This is a genomic window from Streptomyces sp. NPDC058246 (genome assembly GCF_042881985.1).
Taxonomy (GTDB): domain Bacteria; phylum Actinomycetota; class Actinomycetes; order Streptomycetales; family Streptomycetaceae; genus Streptomyces.
Map to the genome: position 1 here is coordinate 77,231 of NZ_JBHVWZ010000008.1, position 15,293 is coordinate 92,523.

Sequence of the window (15,293 nt, forward strand, 5' to 3'; positions counted from 1 at the left end):
TGCTCACATGGCCGAGCAAACAAGGACGGATGTTCCCGCCGTACGCGTGCGCGGGCTCTGGAAACGATTCGGGGAGCAGGTCGCCGTCGCCGGCGTCGATCTGGATGTGCCCGCCGGCCAGTTCATCGGGCTGGTCGGGCCGAACGGGGCCGGGAAGACCACCACCCTGTCGATGGTGACCGGGCTGCTCAGGCCCGACCAGGGCACCGTCGAGGTCGTCGGCCACGACGTGTGGCGCGACCCGGTGGAGGTGAAGGCGCGCATCGGCGTCCTGCCCGAGGGGCTGCGGCTCTTCGAGCGGCTCTCCGGGCGCGAGCTGCTGGCGTACACCGGCCGGTTGCGCGGTCTGCCCGGCGCCGAGGTCGACAAGCGCGCCACCCAGCTCCTCGACGTCCTCGACCTCGCGGGCGCCCAGCACAAACTCGTCGTCGACTACTCGACCGGTATGCGCAAGAAGATCGGCCTGGCCTGCGCCCTCCTCCACAACCCCGAAGTCCTCTTCCTCGACGAGCCGTTCGAGGGCGTCGACCCGGTCTCCGCGCAGATCATCCGTGGCGTCCTGGAGCGGTACACGGGATCGGGCGCCACGGTCGTCTTCTCCTCCCATGTGATGGAGCTCGTCGAGTCGCTGTGCGACTGGGTCGCCGTCATGGCCGCGGGGCGCATCCGCGCGCACGGCCCGCTCGCGGACGTCCGCGGGAGCGCCCCCTCGCTCCAGCAAGCCTTCCTGGAACTGGTCGGCGCGGGCGGCCGCGCCGCCGGAGCGGACCTCGACTGGCTGGGCGGCGGGGCTGCCCGATGACCACCAACGCCGGTGCCTCAGCCGACGCTTCAGCCGGTGCCTCAGCCGCGCCGATCACCCCCGTCGCCCCGGTCACCTCCGTGACCCCCGTCCTCGTACGGCTGAAGCTGTCGCTGCTGCGCAACGGACTGCGGCAGTCGGCCGGGCGGCGGGCCGCGTACGTCACCTCCGTCGTCCTCGTCCTCCTCGTCGCCGCTCTCCAGTTGCTCGGCCTGATCGCGCTGCGCGGCAACGCGCACGCCACCGCCGTCACCGTGCTCCTCATCGCGATCCTGGCGCTCGGCTGGGCCGTGATGCCGCTGTTCTTCCCCAGCGGCGACGAGACGCTCGACCCGACCCGCCTGGTGATGCTGCCGCTGCACCCGCGCCCGCTCGTACGGGCACTGCTCGCGGCCTCGCTGGTCGGCATCGGACCGCTGTTCACGCTGTGCCTGCTCGTCGGTTCCGTGATCTCCGTGGCGCACGGCGCGGCGGGGTACGTGACCGCCGTCGTCGCGGTGGTCCTGGCCCTGCTCGTCTGTGTGGCCCTCGCGCGGGCGGTCGCCGCGGCCAACATCCGGCTGCTGTCCAGCCGCAAGGGCCGCGATCTCGCGGTGCTCAGCGGCCTCGTGATCGCGGTCGGCGCCCAGCTGGTCAACTTCGGGGCCCAGCGGCTCGGTGCGGCGGGCGGCCTGTCGCAACTCGATCCGGCGGCCGAGGTGCTGCGCTGGGTACCGCCCGCGTCGGCGATCGGCGCGGTGGATTCGGTGAGTTCGGGGTCGTACGGCGTCGGGGTCGCCCAACTGCTGCTGAGCGTGGCCGCGCTGGTGGGGCTGCTCGCGCTGTGGTCGCGTCACCTGACGCGGCTGATGACCTCGCCGGACGGGTCGACGTTGCAGGCTGCCGAGCCGACCGCGCGGGAGCGGGGCTCGGGCGCATCGGGGCTCGGCCGTCTGCTGCCGCCGGGCCGCACCGGAACGGTCATGGAGCGCAGTCTCCGCTACATCTGGCGGGACCCGAAGACCAAGGCGGCCTGGGTGACGTCCCTGGCGATCGGCCTGATCGTGCCGGTCTTCAACGCACTCCAGGGCACCGGCTCGATCTACTTCGCCTGCTTCGCGGCGGGGATGCTCGGGATCCAGATGTACAACCAGTTCGGGCAGGACACGTCCGCGTTCTGGATGGTCGCGATGACGATCTCGACGACGCGCGACGCGTACGTCGAACTGCGCGGGCGTGCGCTGGCGCTGCTGCTGATCACCCTGCCGTACGCGACCCTCGTGACCGTCCTGACGACCGCGCTGCTCGGCGACTGGCCCAAGCTGCCCGAGGTGCTCGGCCTCTCCTTCGCGCTGCTCGGCGCGATGCTGGCGACCGGAGCGTGGTCGTCGGCCCGCTTCCCGTACTCGATCCCGCAGGAGGGCTACAAGAACGTGGCCCCCGGACAGGCCGGCCTCGCCTGGATCGCCATCTTCGGCGGCATGGTCTCGGCCGCGCTCCTGGCCTCCCCCGTCATCGCCCTCACCATCTGGCTCAACGTGGTGGCCAACGGCGACGAGTGGACCTGGCTGCTGCTGCCGCTGGGAACCGGGTACGGGGCCCTGATCACGGTGCTCGGGCTACGGCTGGCGGCCCCGCGGACGGCGAGGCGCTTGCCGGAGATACTGGCGGCGGTCAGCAAGGGGTGACCGCCGCTCGGCCTGCGGGCGGTCGCACTCTCCCCCTGTTCGAGCGAAGCCGAGAACTTGGGGAGAGGTGGGCGCAGGTGGCGCTCAGCTCCCCGTGAGGACTCCGTCCAGAAACGGTTCGATCGCCGCGCGCCACGCCTCCGGCTGGTCATAGTGCACAAGGTGCCCCGCATCGGCGACCTCCGCGTACTGCCCGTACGGCAGGACCCGGACCATCTCCTGCGACTCGGCCCGCCCGAGCTCGCCGTCCAGCCCCCGTACGACCAGGGCGGGGCACCGCACCTGCGCGAGCTCCTCCCAGTGCGCGTCGTACACCCACGTCTGCCGGGACTTGAGCATCTGCTCGGGTCGGAAGACCGGACGCCACCCGTCCGGGGACTCGTGCATCACCTCGGCATAGAACTCGCCGCGGGACGGGTTCGGGCGCTCCACCCAGGGGTCGTCCTCGCCGAACCACTTGCGTACGTCGGCGAGCGTGGCGAAGGGGACGGGCCAGGCCTTGAACCAGTCCTCCCACTCGCGCTGCGACGCGGCCCCTAACGCCGACGCCCGCATGTCGCAGATGATGAGGGCGCGGACGAGGTCGGGGCGCTTGGCGGCGAGCTGCCAGGCGGTCAGCGCGCCCATGGCGTGGCCCACGAGGACGGCAGGGGCGAGGCCCAGCTGTTCGAGGGCGGCCTCGGCGTCCTCGACGTAAGCCTCGCGTGTGTACTCCGCCTCCGGCGGCTTGTCGCTCTGGCCGTGGCCGCGCTGGTCGAGGGCGACGGCGCGGTGCCGCTCGGAGAGCCAGCGGGCGGTGGACGCCCAGTGCGATGCGCGGCCCATGAGGCCGTGCAGTAACAGCACGCCGGGGGCCTGCGGACCAGCCTCCCCGGCTTGCCCGGCCGGCCCCGGATGCCCGGCCTGGTCCACCCTCAGCTCCGTCTTGGGAGGATCGGCGAACTCCCAGGCAGCGAGGCGTACCCCCCTCGCTCCCGTCACGTCGATGCGCCGCACCATCGGTAATGGCACCCCCCTAGCTCGCTCGGACCGGCTCGCTCCCGCTCGAACCGGCCGGTCCACTCGTACCGCTGCTTCCTACCGCTGTCGTACCGCTGCTCCTGCTGGTGTGCTGCTCTCTACATGTACCGCTCCTGCACCGCCACGTTATCGAATGAGGTTTCGAAAATGGCCTTCCTGGCTGCAACACCCCTCGTTCGAGTGACCACCTTCAAGGATTGACCGCCGTCGCCGAGGGGAGATCTTCAGCGGGGGGCGGACCGCTCGGGGAAAACGGTCCGAGGAGAATGACCCTGAGAGCTCGGGGCTCCGGGTCAGCACAGGGGAGGACAGGCCCCGGCGCCATCTGGCGCCGGGGCCCTCTCCACATCTGCGGCACATCCTCCCCGCCCCCTCCCCGACCGCGCCACTCACTCTCGGACACGGTCAAGAACCCTCAGGTCATATGCCTCACGCGACAGCCTCGCACGCAAACGGTCCCGGCGCTGCGATTCCGCACACTGAATCTTGGTTGCAGTGAGATCGCGGAGTCATCACAACTACCCCTGCGGTCGCGGGAGTTGACATCCCGGGCGCGCGGTGTGCGGCGGGCACCCGGGGCCGACGAGGAGGCCCGGCGAATGCCGGCCCCCTCGGTCGGCTCCCGGGAGCTGCCCCTCGCGGGTGCCGGAAAGTCAGTACCCCCGATCCGCACCTTCGAACAGAAAGTCGGTAGGTCCGGACGGTCGTAGGTCCGGACGCTCGGCGGGCCCGGACGGTCAGTGGGCCCGAGACGGTTCAGTAGCCCGAAGGCCGTGCCGACGCTCGGTGACGGTCACCGCGCTCCCGCGCTCCCGCGATGCCGGCGTCCAGCGCTCGGCGACGAAGACCGTCCAGCGGTCGGCGACGAACCGTCTAGCGCTTGGCGACGAACACATGGGAGGCGACGTCCGCCTCCAGCTCCGCGGCCTCGCCACCGCTGCCCACGAGTACCCCGCCCGCCGACTCCGTCACGCTCACCACGGAGCCGGGCTGCACGCCCGCCCGCCGCAGCGTGTACATCAGCTGGGCGTCCGTCTGGATCGGCTCGCCGATACGCCGTACGACCACGGTCTTGCCGTCGAGACCCGGGTCCAGCTCGGCCAGCGACACCATGCCCTCGTCCAGGAACGGGTCGGCGCCGTCCTTCTCACCGAGCTCCTCGAGGCCAGGGATCGGATTCCCGTACGGCGATTCCGTCGGGTGACGCAGCAGCTCCAGCACGCGCCGCTCCACGGCCTCGCTCATCACGTGTTCCCAGCGACACGCCTCGGCGTGCACCTGCTCCCACTCCAGACCGATCACGTCGACGAGCAGGCACTCCGCGAGACGGTGCTTGCGCATGACCCGCGTGGCCAGCCGCCGTCCCTCCTCGGTGAGCTCCAGGTGCCGGTCGCTGGCGACCGCCACCAAGCCGTCGCGCTCCATCCGCGCCACCGTCTGGCTGACCGTCGGCCCGCTCTGGTCGAGCCGCTCCGCGATCCGGGCGCGCATGGGGACCACGCCTTCCTCCTCCAGCTCGAGGATGGTGCGGAGATACATCTCCGTGGTGTCGATCAGTCCGGACATACGTGCCCCTCGATTAGCTCTGCCGGAGACTCGATGGTCCACCGGCTTGTGCGCTGGCCCTGAACTCAATTCTGACGCATACCACTGACAACCGTGCCTCGCCGTCGAAACCACACGGTTACGAGTGCCTCTGCGGCCGCACGGGCCCGGAGGGCCTGCCGAGGCGAAGGCAACCCAGGCAGATCGTGCCCGGTGCGTGACCCCTGTCCAGCCCGTTGTGGGGCCGGTGTCGTCCCCGGTGCGGGTGCTGGCCGGTGTCGTCCCGTGTGCGGGAGCGGTGACGTCCCCGGTGCGGGGCCGGTGTCGTCCACTGTGCGGGACCGACCGGTCTCGTCTCCGGCGTCGCGCCCGGCTCGTGCCCAGTGTCGCCCCTGCGGGCCGTATTGACAGCGCGCTGGTCCAGACCGCAACGTGATCCGCGACACGACACCGACCCGACGCCGACGAGACTTCTAAGGGGCTTCGCCGATGAGCGACAGCACGCTGGCCGGGCAGTTCTTCGACGCGGCGATCGGCCTGCTGCAGCGCGTGCGGGACGAGGACGCCGCGGACATCGAGGCGGCCGGCGCCCTGATCGCCGACACCGTCGCCGCCGACGGACGCCTCTTCGCCTTCGGCGCCGGGCACTCCTCGCTCGCCGCGCAGGACGTCGTCTACCGCGCGGGCGGCCTCGCCCTGATGAACCTGCTCGCCGTCCCCGGCGTCGTGGGCGTCGACGTCATGCCGGCGACGCTGGGCTCCGCTCTGGAACGGGTCGACGGCCTCGCGAGCGCGGTCCTGGACTCCAGCCCGCTACGGTCCGGCGACGTCCTCGTGATCATCTCGCTCTCCGGCCGCAACGCGCTGCCCGTCGAGATGGCCATGAACGCCCGCGCGCTGGGCGTGAAGGTCATCGGCGTCACCTCGGTCGCCTACGCCTCAGAGACGCAGTCACGGCACGTCTCGGGTACGTACCTGAAGGACCACTGCGACATCGTCCTCGACTCGAAGATCGCGATCGGCGACGCGGAACTCACCCTCGACTCGATCGCGGCGCCCTTCGCCCCCGCCTCCACGGTCGTCACCGCGGCCCTCCTCCAGGCCGTCATGGCCACGGCCGCGGGCGCGCTCGCCGACCGCGGCATCGAGCCGCCCCTCCTCCGCTCGGGCAACGTGGACGGCGGCCACGAGTGGAACGGCCGCGTGATGACGGAGTACGGCGACCGGATCTTCTACCGCCGCTGACCCGGGTTCTTCCCACCGGGGTTGGCTGTGGGCACGGGTTGGCTGTGGGCAGTCGTGCCGCTGGGGGGGGCGGCACGGGTGGGCACTGCAGCACCTTGCGCAGGGCCGGTGAGCCCCCCGGTCTCGGCACCCCCCGGTCTCGGCACTCCCCCGGCCTCGGAACCCACCCACCCCGGCCACGGCACCGGCCGGCCCTGGCACCAGCCAGCCCCGGGTACCGCGTCACCCGAGCCCCAGCAGACCCTCCAGATCCAGCGCCATGGCAATCCGTACGGCCACATCCTCCGCGTACATCGCGTCCGCCCGCTCGAACTGACTGCGCCCCGCCCCCCGCAGAAACGTCACGACACCCAGCGTCCGCCCCCGGCTGCGCAACACCGCGCACAGCGCGTGCATCGAGTCCTGCGGCCACTGCCGCGTCACGGCCCACTCCCGCGCCCGCTCGGCGTCGACGGCGCCCGCGCTGGCCCGTACCGACCCGGCGCGCTCCACGCACTGCAACGCGGGATGCCCGTCCCCGTACCGCACGGGCAGCCCCGCCTTCCCGGTGAGGATGCTCGGCCCGGGGGCACCGGAGGGCGTGGCGGCGGCCCGTACCAGCCGTACGGGACCTTCGCCGTCCCTCATGGAACCCCCCACCACCCGGTCGATCAGCGCGTGATCGGCGAAGCCGGCGAGCGCGAAGTCGAGGTGGACGGTTGCCACCTCCCCCGCGTCCTCGCACTCGGCCGCGGCCCGCGCCGCCCGGTGCAACTGGTTGGCCCGGAAGCGCAGCAGCGCCGCCTCCTGCTCGGTCTGCTTGGCCTCGGTCACGTCCTGGAAGAGCCATCCGACGCCCAGCGGGACGGGCTCCTCCGCGAGCGGCGAGGCCAGCCGCAGGAAGCCACTCCGCCAGCACCGCCGCTTCTCGCCCTCGGCCGTCCGCACGCTCACCCACATCTCGGCCGGCGCGGGCGGCGCACCCTCCGCCAGCACATGCGTGAGCGCGCTCTCCAGCTCCTCCACGCCCTGGGAGAGCAGATCTCCGAGCGGGCGCCCGAGCACCGACGTACGCCCGGTCCCCAAGGCCCGAGCCGCGTGGGCATTTACTACGGCGGGCCGCAGATCGGCGTCCACGAGCACCACACCCCAGCTCGCGTCCTCGAACAACGCCTCGCTCAGCGCGATGGACCGCTCGAGATCGATCTGGGCGTGCACCTCGCTGAACGCGCAGTACACCCCGGCGGGCTTCCCGTCGGGGCCGCGTACGGCGGCGGACTGCGTCCGTACGAGCACCCGCCCGCCGTCCTTGGTCAGGAGGGCGAACTCGTGCACCTGCCGCCCGGGAGCCTGCATGACGGACAGCAGCCGCCCCTCGACCTCCTCGGCGTCCGCGGTCCGCACGGCCCAACCGGCGAACCCGTGCCGCCCCACGGCCTCGGCCGCGGTCCACCCAAGAATCCGTTCGGCCTCCCGATTCCAATGGGTCACGACCCCATCGGCGTCAAAGGCACACAAGGCCGCGTCCATCCCGTCCAACAACGCGGCAAGCAGATCGGAACCATCCCGCTCGGGCTCGTCCGGCCCCAGCTCATCGGTGGTCCCACTACGCCGGGAAGCACTCACCTGGACCCCCTGCAGGCTGCGTCCGCACGTACGGCGCGAAAGTTCGCTCACTCGCAATCATTCAACTCGAACGTGACCCAGCCCACACCGGGTTCCCCAAAGATTGGACGAAATCGTTGTACGCCGGATTTCCGCCCCGCCCGCCCCACCCGACCCCCTCCCCGACCGCCCACCTCCCCCAGCCCACCCAGCTCACGGGTGGCGCAGGGCCGGATCAACGTCTCTCACTGGAACCTACGGCTCGTTCAGCGGGGCGACGGGTACGGGTACTCCACCCGGCGAGAGCTGGTGTGGCCACCGTTTCGAAAAACCCCTTGAGACGCGGTCGATCGGTTCCTAGGGTGGGCCACACGCCGAAGGGAGGTGATCGGGTACATGTATGAAACCCGGACTTGCGAGGTGGCTGCGGGCTAGCGGCCCGTCACCACATCCAGTGCGGTGCCGGACCAGTGCGTGAAACGTGCGTGCAGCCGGCCCAATCTCCAGCAGTCACCCGACCCGCGAGCTCGCCGGTACGTCCGGCCGGCTCCTCCGCCGCAAGGCCGAGGGACCCGAGCTCGCGGGTCGTCTGCGTCTCCGGGACCGCGTCGCTCCTGGGTCGCTGCCTTTCCGGGGGCCGTGCCGCCAGGGTCGCTGCCGTTCCGGGGGCCGTGCCGTCAGGGTCGCTGCCGTCCCCGGGGGCCGTGTGAGGTGGGGCACAGGGGGATCGGTCGCCCCGCAGTACTCTTGCGCCATGCTTCCGATGCTCGTTCGACGCCGCCACGTGGATTTCGTGCGCGTCACGAGCATGGGCTGTCGGCGCTCTGCCTGACCCAGCCCCCGTGCACTTCTCGCACCGCTTCTCACTTCCACTTGGCACCCGTGGCCCCGCCCCACCCTTGGCGGCTGCCCGGGCTCCCGTACACCCCCGCGGACGCGCCTCATGTCGACGAACACGTCATCCCAGTTCCAGCAGCACCAGTACCAGCAGTACCAGCAGCTTCCGATCATTGATCTTTCCGCGGCCGACCGTGGTCCCCAGGCCCGTGCGCTGCTGCACGCGCAGTTGCACAGCGCCGCGCACGACGTGGGGTTCTTCCAGCTCGTCGGGCACGGGGTGACGGACGCCGAGACCGGTGCTCTGCTTCAGGCCATGCACCGGTTCTTCGCGCTTCCGGAGGCCGACCGGCTCGCGATCGACAACGTGAACTCGCCGCATTTCCGTGGATACACGCGTACCGGCGACGAGCTCACCGGTGGCAGCCGGGACTGGCGGGATCAGCTGGACATCGGGGCGGAGCGGGCCGCGCGCGTACCTGGGCCGGGTGAGCCCGCGTACTGGTGGCTGGAGGGGCCGAACCAGTGGCCGGACGCCCTGCCGGAGCTGCGGGCCGCCGCGCTGGCCTGGATCGACCGGCTCAGCTCGGTGGCGGCGCGGCTGCTGCGTGAGCTGCTCGTGGCCATCGGGGCGCCCGGCGACTTCTACGAGCCGGTCTTCGGGGAGCGGGCCCATCCGCATCTGAAGCTGGTGCGGTATCCGGGGAGCGCGGGCGACGGCGCCGATCAGGGAGTGGGGGCGCACAAGGACTACGGGTTCCTGACGCTGCTGCTCCAGGACCAGGTGGGCGGGCTCCAGGTGCAGCGGGAGGACGGGCTGTTCCATGATGTGCCGCCGCTGCCGGGGGCGTTCGTGGTGAATCTGGGCGAGCTGCTGGAGGTGGCCACCAACGGGTATCTGATCGCCACCAACCATCGGGTGGTCAGTCCGGCAGGGGCCACCGAGCGGTTCTCCGTGCCCTTCTTCTACAACCCGCGGCTCGACGCGCGGGTCGAGCCGCTGCCCTTCCCGCACGCGTCCGCCGCGCCCGGGGTGACGACGGATCCGGCCAATCCGCTCTTCGCCGAGTACGGAAGGAACGAGCTGAAGGGCAAGTTGCGCGCTCACCCGCTGGTCGCCGCCCGTCATCACGCGGAGCTGCTCACGCCCGCGTGATGACCGGCGTACGGCATGGGACCGGTTCTCAGTGCGCGATGTCCTCGTAGCCCACGATCTCCTGGGGGCCGCGTGAGCCGGGGCCCACGTAGCGCGCGGAGGGGCGTACGAGGCGGCCCGTGCGCTTCTGTTCCAGGATGTGCGCCGACCAGCCCGCCGTACGGGCGCAGGTGAACATCGAGGTGAACATGTGCGCCGGGACCTCGGCGAAGTCGAGGACGATGGCCGCCCAGAACTCGACGTTCGTCGCCAGGACGCGGTCCGGGCGGCGGGCGTGGAGTTCGGCGAGGGCGGCCTTCTCCAGGGCTTCGGCGATCTCGAAGCGGGGGGCGCCGAGGTCGCGGGCCGTGCGGCGCAGCACCCGCGCGCGCGGGTCCTCGGCGCGGTACACCCGGTGGCCGAAGCCCATGAGGCGTTCGCCCTTGTCGAGGGCCTGCTTGACGTAGGCCTCGGCGTCTCCGGTGCGCTCGATCTCCTCGATCATGCCGAGGACGCGTGAGGGGGCGCCGCCGTGCAGGGGGCCGGACATGGCGCCGACGGCCCCGGAGAGGGCCGCGGCGACGTCCGCGCCGGTCGACGCGATCACGCGCGCGGTGAAGGTGGAGGCGTTCATGCCGTGCTCGGCCGCCGACGTCCAGTAGGCGTCCACGGCGGCGACGTGCTTGGGGTCCGGCTCTCCGCGCCAGCGGATCATGAACCGTTCCACGACGGACTGTGCCTTGTCGATCTCGCTCTGCGGGACCATGGGCCGGCCCTGGCCGCGGGCGGACTGGGCGACGTAGGAGAGGGCCATGACGGCAGCGCGGGCGAGGTCCTCGCGGGCCTGCTGCTCGTCGATGTCGAGGAGGGGTTTGAGGCCCCAGACGGGGGCGAGCATGGCGAGCGCGGACTGGACGTCGACGCGGATGTCGCCGGAGTGGACGGGGATCGGGAACGGTTCGGCGGGCGGCAGGCCGGGGTTGAAGGCGCCGTCGACGAGGAGCCCCCAGACGTTGCCGAAGGAGACGTGGCCGACCAGATCCTCGATGTCGACGCCTCGGTACCGGAGTGCGCCGCCCTCCTTATCCGGTTCGGCGATCTCCGTCTCGAACGCGATGACTCCCTCGAGTCCGGGTACGAAGTCGGACATCAGGCGGCTCCTCGTGATGTGTGCGACAGACAGATGGGTGGTGGGGGTGGATCAGGTGGTTCGTGGGGTGGGTCAGGCAGTTCGTGGGGTGGGGGATCGGGCGGTTCGTGGGGTGGGTCAGGTGGCTCGTGGGGGGTCAGCTAGCTGGTGAGGTGGATCGGGCGGTTCGTGGGCGTGGTTCCGGCGGTTGGTGGGGGTTCAGGCGGTGGACAGGCGGCGCTGAGGTGGTGTCGACCATGGTCGGACGGGGTGTGATCTCGTCCGGTTCGGTTCCACGGCCAGGTACGCGGACGGCTCGCGGTCCGAAACGGTCACCCCGGTGATGCCCCGTGCGGCTGGCGGTCATCCAACCGGAACGGCAGCAGCACGATATCCCTGAGTGTCACCTTTGGGGAGAGTGCGCGGCACTCAGTGCCAGGCAGTGATGAAGTACACGCCCTCCAGGAGTGGGCGCGAATACGGCAAGATGACTGCGTGAACGATCGTTTCCCGGACGAATCCGCCGCCGAACCCCTCATCCAGCGCGCCGCCGCGGCCGCCGAGGCCGACGCCGAGGACCTCGGCGCCGACCCTGCCGCGATGCGTGCGCACTATCGTGCCGAGGGGCTCGACGAGCACGATCTCGCCGTGCATCCCATGGAGCAGTTCTCGCGCTGGTTCAAGCAGGCCGCGCAGGCCGCGATGCAGGGCTTCGTGCACGAGCCGAACGCGATGGTCGTCTCGACGGCGGACGCCGAGGGCCGGCCGAGCTCGCGCACGGTGCTCTTGAAGCAGTACGACGACCAGGGCTTCGTCTTCTACACCAACTACGACTCCCGCAAGGCCCGCGAGCTGGCCGAGAACCCGTACATCGCGCTGCTCTTCCCCTGGCATCCGATGGCCCGGCAGGTCATCGTCACCGGCACGGCGCGGCGTACCGGGCGCGACGAGACCGCCGCGTACTTCCGCACCCGCCCGCACGGCTCCCAGCTCGGCGCCTGGGCCAGCGCGCAGTCCTCGGTCATCTTCTCCCGTACCGAACTGGACTCGTCGTACGCGGAGTTGAGTGCGCGCTACCCGGAGGGCGAGCAGGTCCCGGTGCCACCGAACTGGGGCGGTTTCCGTATCGCCCCGCAGATGGTGGAGTTCTGGCAGGGCCGCGAGAACCGCCTGCACGACCGGCTGCGGTACGTGGCCGAGCCCGACGGCGGCTGGCGGGTGGAGCGGCTCAGCCCGTGAGGCGGACGGTGTCGGCGGCACGGTCCAGTCCTTGAGGCCGACGGTGCCGGCGGCACGGTCCAGATCCTGAGGCCGACAGTGCCGGCGGCACGGTCCAGATCCTGAGGCCGACAGTGCCGGCGGCGCGGCTCAGCCCGTGAGGCCTCAGCGCGCGAGACCTCAGAGCCGGCTCATCCCAGCGCCTCCTCCATCAGCACCCCCCACTGCGCCACCACCCGCTCGCGTCGTCCCGCGTCGTCCGTGAGCAGGTTCGCGAGGCCCAGGCCCCGGGCCATGTCCAGCAGGCCCTGGACCGTCTCGCGTACCCCCGGACGGGATTCGTCGGCGCCCAGCAGCTCGACGGCGATGCGATGGGTCTCGCGGCCGACGCGGGCTTCGAGCTCGGTCACACGGGTGCGGAGCTGGTCCTCGTCGGAGGCGGCGACCCAGAGGTGCAGGGCGGCTCGGAAGAGGGGGCCGGTGTAGAGGTCGACGAGGGCGACGACGACGGCGCGGCGGTCGGCGGCGCCGTCGGGGAAGAGGGCGCGCAGGGCGGTGGAGCGTTCCTCGGCGACGTACTCGACGGCGGCGGTGAAGAGGTCCTCGCGGGTCGGGAAGTGGTGCTGGGCGGCGCCCCGGGAGACGCCGGCGCGTTCGGCGACGACGGAGACCGTGGAGCCCGCCCAGCCGTGTTCGGCGAGGCAGGCCACGGCCGCTGCCAGCAGCCGTTGCCGGGTGGCCCGGCTGCGGTCCTGCTTGGGGACATGCGGAAGACGCGCGGCGTGCTCCGTCGTGCTCACACCACCCATGGGGGATCCCGTCGTTCGAGGAAGGCCGTCATTCCCTCGCGGGCCTGCGCGGAGGAGAACAGCCGGGCCGAGAGCGCGGTCAGGTCGGCCGCGTCCCGGTCGAAGGTTTCCAGCACCTTAGCCGTGAGCAGGGCCTTGGTCTCGGCGAGGCCCTGGGGAGAGGCCCTCCGCAGTCCGTCGAGGACGGGGGCCAGTACGGCGTCGACGTCGTCGCCGGTGGCCGTCAGGAGCCCGGTGCGGACCGCCTCCGCCGCGTCGAAGCGTTCGCCGGTGAGGTAGTGGCGGGCGAGGGCGCGGGGGTCGGTGCGGGGGAGCAGGGTGAGGGAGATGACGGCGGGTGCGACGCCGATGCGTACCTCCGTGAAGGCGAAGGTGGCCTGCTGGGAGGCGGCCGCGATGTCGCAGGCGCCGAGCAGGCCGAGGCCGCCCGCTCGTACGTGTCCGGTGACCCGGGCGACCACGGGTCTGGGCAGTTCGACGATCTGCCGGAGCAGCGCGACGAGGGCGTCCGGGTGCGGGGGGTCGCGCAGGTCGGCGCCCGCGCAGAAGGTGTTCCCGGTGTGGGTGAGGACGATCGCGCGTACGTCGCCGTCCTTGCCGCAGTGGGTGAGCGCGTCGGTGAGTTCGCCCACGAGCGCGCCCGAGAGGGCGTTGCGGTTGGCCGGTGAGTCGAGGGTGAGCGTGGTGACGGCGCGTTCGTGCGCTCTGTGGACGACGGTCACGACAGGCCCCGCAGTTCCCGGCGCAGGATCTTCCCGGAGGCCGCCCGCGGCACGCCCTCGATGAAGGTGACGGCGCGGACCCTCTTGTAGGGGGCGACGCGTTCGGCGACGTACATCATGACCTCTCCCGCGGAGAGGTCGGCCGCGGACGGCTGGCGGACGACGTACGCGTGGGGGACTTCGTTGTTGTCCTCGTTGTAGACCCCGATGACGGCGGCGTCGGCGATGGCGGGGTGGGTGAGGAGCAGCGCTTCGAGTTCGGCGGGGGCGACCTGGAAGCCCTTGTACTTGATGAGTTCCTTGACGCGGTCGACTACGAAGAGCCAGCCGTCGGCGTCGACGTGGCCGACGTCTCCGGTGTGCAGCCAGCCGTCGGGGTCGATCATCGCGGCGGTGGCGTCGGGCCGGCCGAGGTAGCCCTTCATGACCTGGGGGCCGCGGATGGCGATCTCGCCGGCCTCGCCGACGCCGAGGTCCTTGTCGGGGTCGGCGAGGGAGACGATGCGCATCTCGGTGCCCGCGATGAGTTTGCCGACGGTTCCTGGGGGCGCGTCCGGGGTGTTCAGGGGCACCAGGTGGGTGCAGGGGGACAGTTCCGTCATGCCGTAGCCCTGGCCGATGGGTGGCAGGCCGAGCCGCCGTGAGCAGGCCTGGGCGAGCTTGGCGTCCAGGGGGGCGGCGGAGGAAATGATGTGTTTCAGGGAGGACAGGTCGTACCGGGTGACCGCGGGGTGCTTGGCGAGGGCGAGGACGATCGGCGGGGCGACGAAGAGCACGTTGATGCGGTGCTTCTCGATGGCCGCGAGGAAGGTGTCCAGGTCGAAGCGGGGCAGTACGACGACGGTGGCGCCCTGCCGCAGCGGGGCGTTCATCAGGGCCGTCAGCCCGTAGATGTGGAAGAACGGCAGCACGGCGAGGATGCGGTCGCCGGGGCCCAGGGGCATGGACGGCACGAGCTGCGCGAGGTTGGTGGCTATGGACCGGTGGGTGAGCATCACGCCCTTGGGGATGCCGGTCGTCCCGGAGGAGTACGGCAGGGCCGCGACGTCCGCCACGGGGTCGATGTCGATGCGCGGTTCGGGCGCGGTGGTGGCGAGCAGGTCGATCAGCGAGCGGTGGCCCGGTGCCTGGTCGCAGACGAAGATCTCCCGTACGCCGCCCGCGAGTTCGGCCGCCGCCCGGGCGGTGTCCAGGAGGGGTGAGACGGTGACGATCCAGGCGGCCGCGCTGTCGCGCAGTTGCTTGGCGAACTCCTCGGGGGTGGCGAGCGGGTGCACGGTCGTGACCGACGCCCCGGCGCGCGTGGCGGCGTAGAAGGCCGTCGGGAAGGCGATGGTGTTCGGGCTGTGCAGGGCGAGTACGTCGCCCTTGCGGACGCCCGCGTCGGCGAACGCGGCGGCCAGCAGCCGGTGGAAGCGGTCCAGTTGTGCGTACGTGAGCGTGGTCCCGTCCACGCCGTCGACGAGCGCGGGGGTCTCGCCGCGCTCGGCGGCGCGGCCCAGGACGGCGTCGTGGATGGGCTCCTCGACGGCCGGGACGTCTGCGTACTGGCTGCGGAACACGGTTCCTCCTGGAGGGGC

At 71.5% G+C, this 15,293-nt stretch carries 12 protein-coding genes; 5 read left to right on the top strand and 7 right to left on the bottom strand.

The window, feature by feature from the left end:
- Positions 1-7 precede the first annotated feature (7 nt).
- Both ACFVXA_RS14350 and ACFVXA_RS14355 read left to right on the top strand, forming a co-directional pair.
- Positions 8-802: an ABC transporter ATP-binding protein gene (locus ACFVXA_RS14350; RefSeq protein ID WP_362016677.1), complete on the top strand. Its 795-nt coding sequence runs from the start codon at positions 8-10 to the stop codon at positions 800-802.
- Positions 799-2,469: a transporter gene (locus ACFVXA_RS14355; protein ID WP_362016679.1), complete on the top strand. Its 1,671-nt coding sequence runs from the start codon at positions 799-801 to the stop codon at positions 2,467-2,469. Before ACFVXA_RS14350 ends, ACFVXA_RS14355 begins: the two co-directional genes overlap by 4 nt.
- 84 nt (positions 2,470-2,553) lie before the next feature.
- On the opposite strand, the gene ACFVXA_RS14360 is transcribed toward ACFVXA_RS14355, so the two are convergent.
- Positions 2,554-3,468 carry an alpha/beta fold hydrolase gene (locus ACFVXA_RS14360; RefSeq protein WP_384022339.1) on the bottom strand — a complete coding sequence of 305 codons (915 nt, stop codon included), beginning with the start codon at positions 3,466-3,468 and terminating at the stop codon, positions 2,554-2,556.
- 894 nt (positions 3,469-4,362) lie between these two features.
- Positions 4,363-5,055 (bottom strand): metal-dependent transcriptional regulator, encoded by a 693-nt coding sequence (locus tag ACFVXA_RS14365; protein WP_327429616.1) that lies wholly within the window; start codon positions 5,053-5,055, stop codon positions 4,363-4,365.
- A 468-nt stretch (positions 5,056-5,523) separates the two neighbouring features.
- On the opposite strand from ACFVXA_RS14365, the gene ACFVXA_RS14370 reads away from it, so the two are divergent.
- A complete protein-coding gene (locus ACFVXA_RS14370) occupies positions 5,524-6,279 on the top strand; it encodes an SIS domain-containing protein (protein WP_384022336.1) in 756 nt (251 codons plus the stop codon).
- A gap of 222 nt (positions 6,280-6,501) precedes the next feature.
- Here ACFVXA_RS14370 and ACFVXA_RS14375 read toward each other — a convergent pair whose 3' ends face one another.
- Positions 6,502-7,884, bottom strand: a complete 1,383-nt coding sequence (locus tag ACFVXA_RS14375) for a PAS domain-containing protein (protein ID WP_362016686.1) — start codon at positions 7,882-7,884, stop codon at positions 6,502-6,504.
- Positions 7,885-8,806: 922 nt separating this feature from the next.
- On the opposite strand from ACFVXA_RS14375, the gene ACFVXA_RS14380 reads away from it, so the two are divergent.
- Entirely contained in the window at positions 8,807-9,856 is a 1,050-nt protein-coding gene (locus tag ACFVXA_RS14380; RefSeq protein ID WP_383737216.1) for an isopenicillin N synthase family dioxygenase, read from the top strand.
- Between the two features lie 28 nt (positions 9,857-9,884).
- On the opposite strand, the gene ACFVXA_RS14385 is transcribed toward ACFVXA_RS14380, so the two are convergent.
- On the bottom strand, positions 9,885-10,985 hold the full coding sequence (locus ACFVXA_RS14385; RefSeq protein ID WP_362016690.1) for a citrate synthase 2: 1,101 nt from the start codon (positions 10,983-10,985) through the stop codon (positions 9,885-9,887).
- Between the two features lie 579 nt (positions 10,986-11,564).
- Between ACFVXA_RS14385 and pdxH the strand changes: the two genes are divergently transcribed.
- Positions 11,565-12,203, top strand: a complete 639-nt coding sequence (pdxH, locus tag ACFVXA_RS14390) for a pyridoxamine 5'-phosphate oxidase (RefSeq protein ID WP_383737493.1) — start codon at positions 11,565-11,567, stop codon at positions 12,201-12,203.
- Between the two features lie 170 nt (positions 12,204-12,373).
- Here the strand turns inward: pdxH and ACFVXA_RS14395 are convergent, their stop codons facing one another.
- Genes ACFVXA_RS14395 through ACFVXA_RS14405 form a run of 3 tightly spaced genes read right to left on the bottom strand, consistent with a single transcriptional unit; the run spans position 12,374 to position 15,275 of the window.
- Positions 12,374-12,991 carry a TetR/AcrR family transcriptional regulator gene (locus ACFVXA_RS14395; protein WP_362016693.1) on the bottom strand — a complete coding sequence of 206 codons (618 nt, stop codon included), beginning with the start codon at positions 12,989-12,991 and terminating at the stop codon, positions 12,374-12,376.
- On the bottom strand, positions 12,979-13,713 hold the full coding sequence (locus tag ACFVXA_RS14400) for an enoyl-CoA hydratase family protein (RefSeq protein WP_362016695.1): 735 nt from the start codon (positions 13,711-13,713) through the stop codon (positions 12,979-12,981). The genes ACFVXA_RS14395 and ACFVXA_RS14400 overlap by 13 nt, the downstream gene beginning before the upstream one ends.
- Positions 13,710-15,275, bottom strand: coding sequence for a 4-coumarate--CoA ligase family protein (locus ACFVXA_RS14405; RefSeq protein WP_389754405.1), 1,566 nt, complete (start codon positions 15,273-15,275; stop codon positions 13,710-13,712). Before ACFVXA_RS14405 ends, ACFVXA_RS14400 begins: the two co-directional genes overlap by 4 nt.
- Positions 15,276-15,293 lie beyond the last annotated feature (18 nt).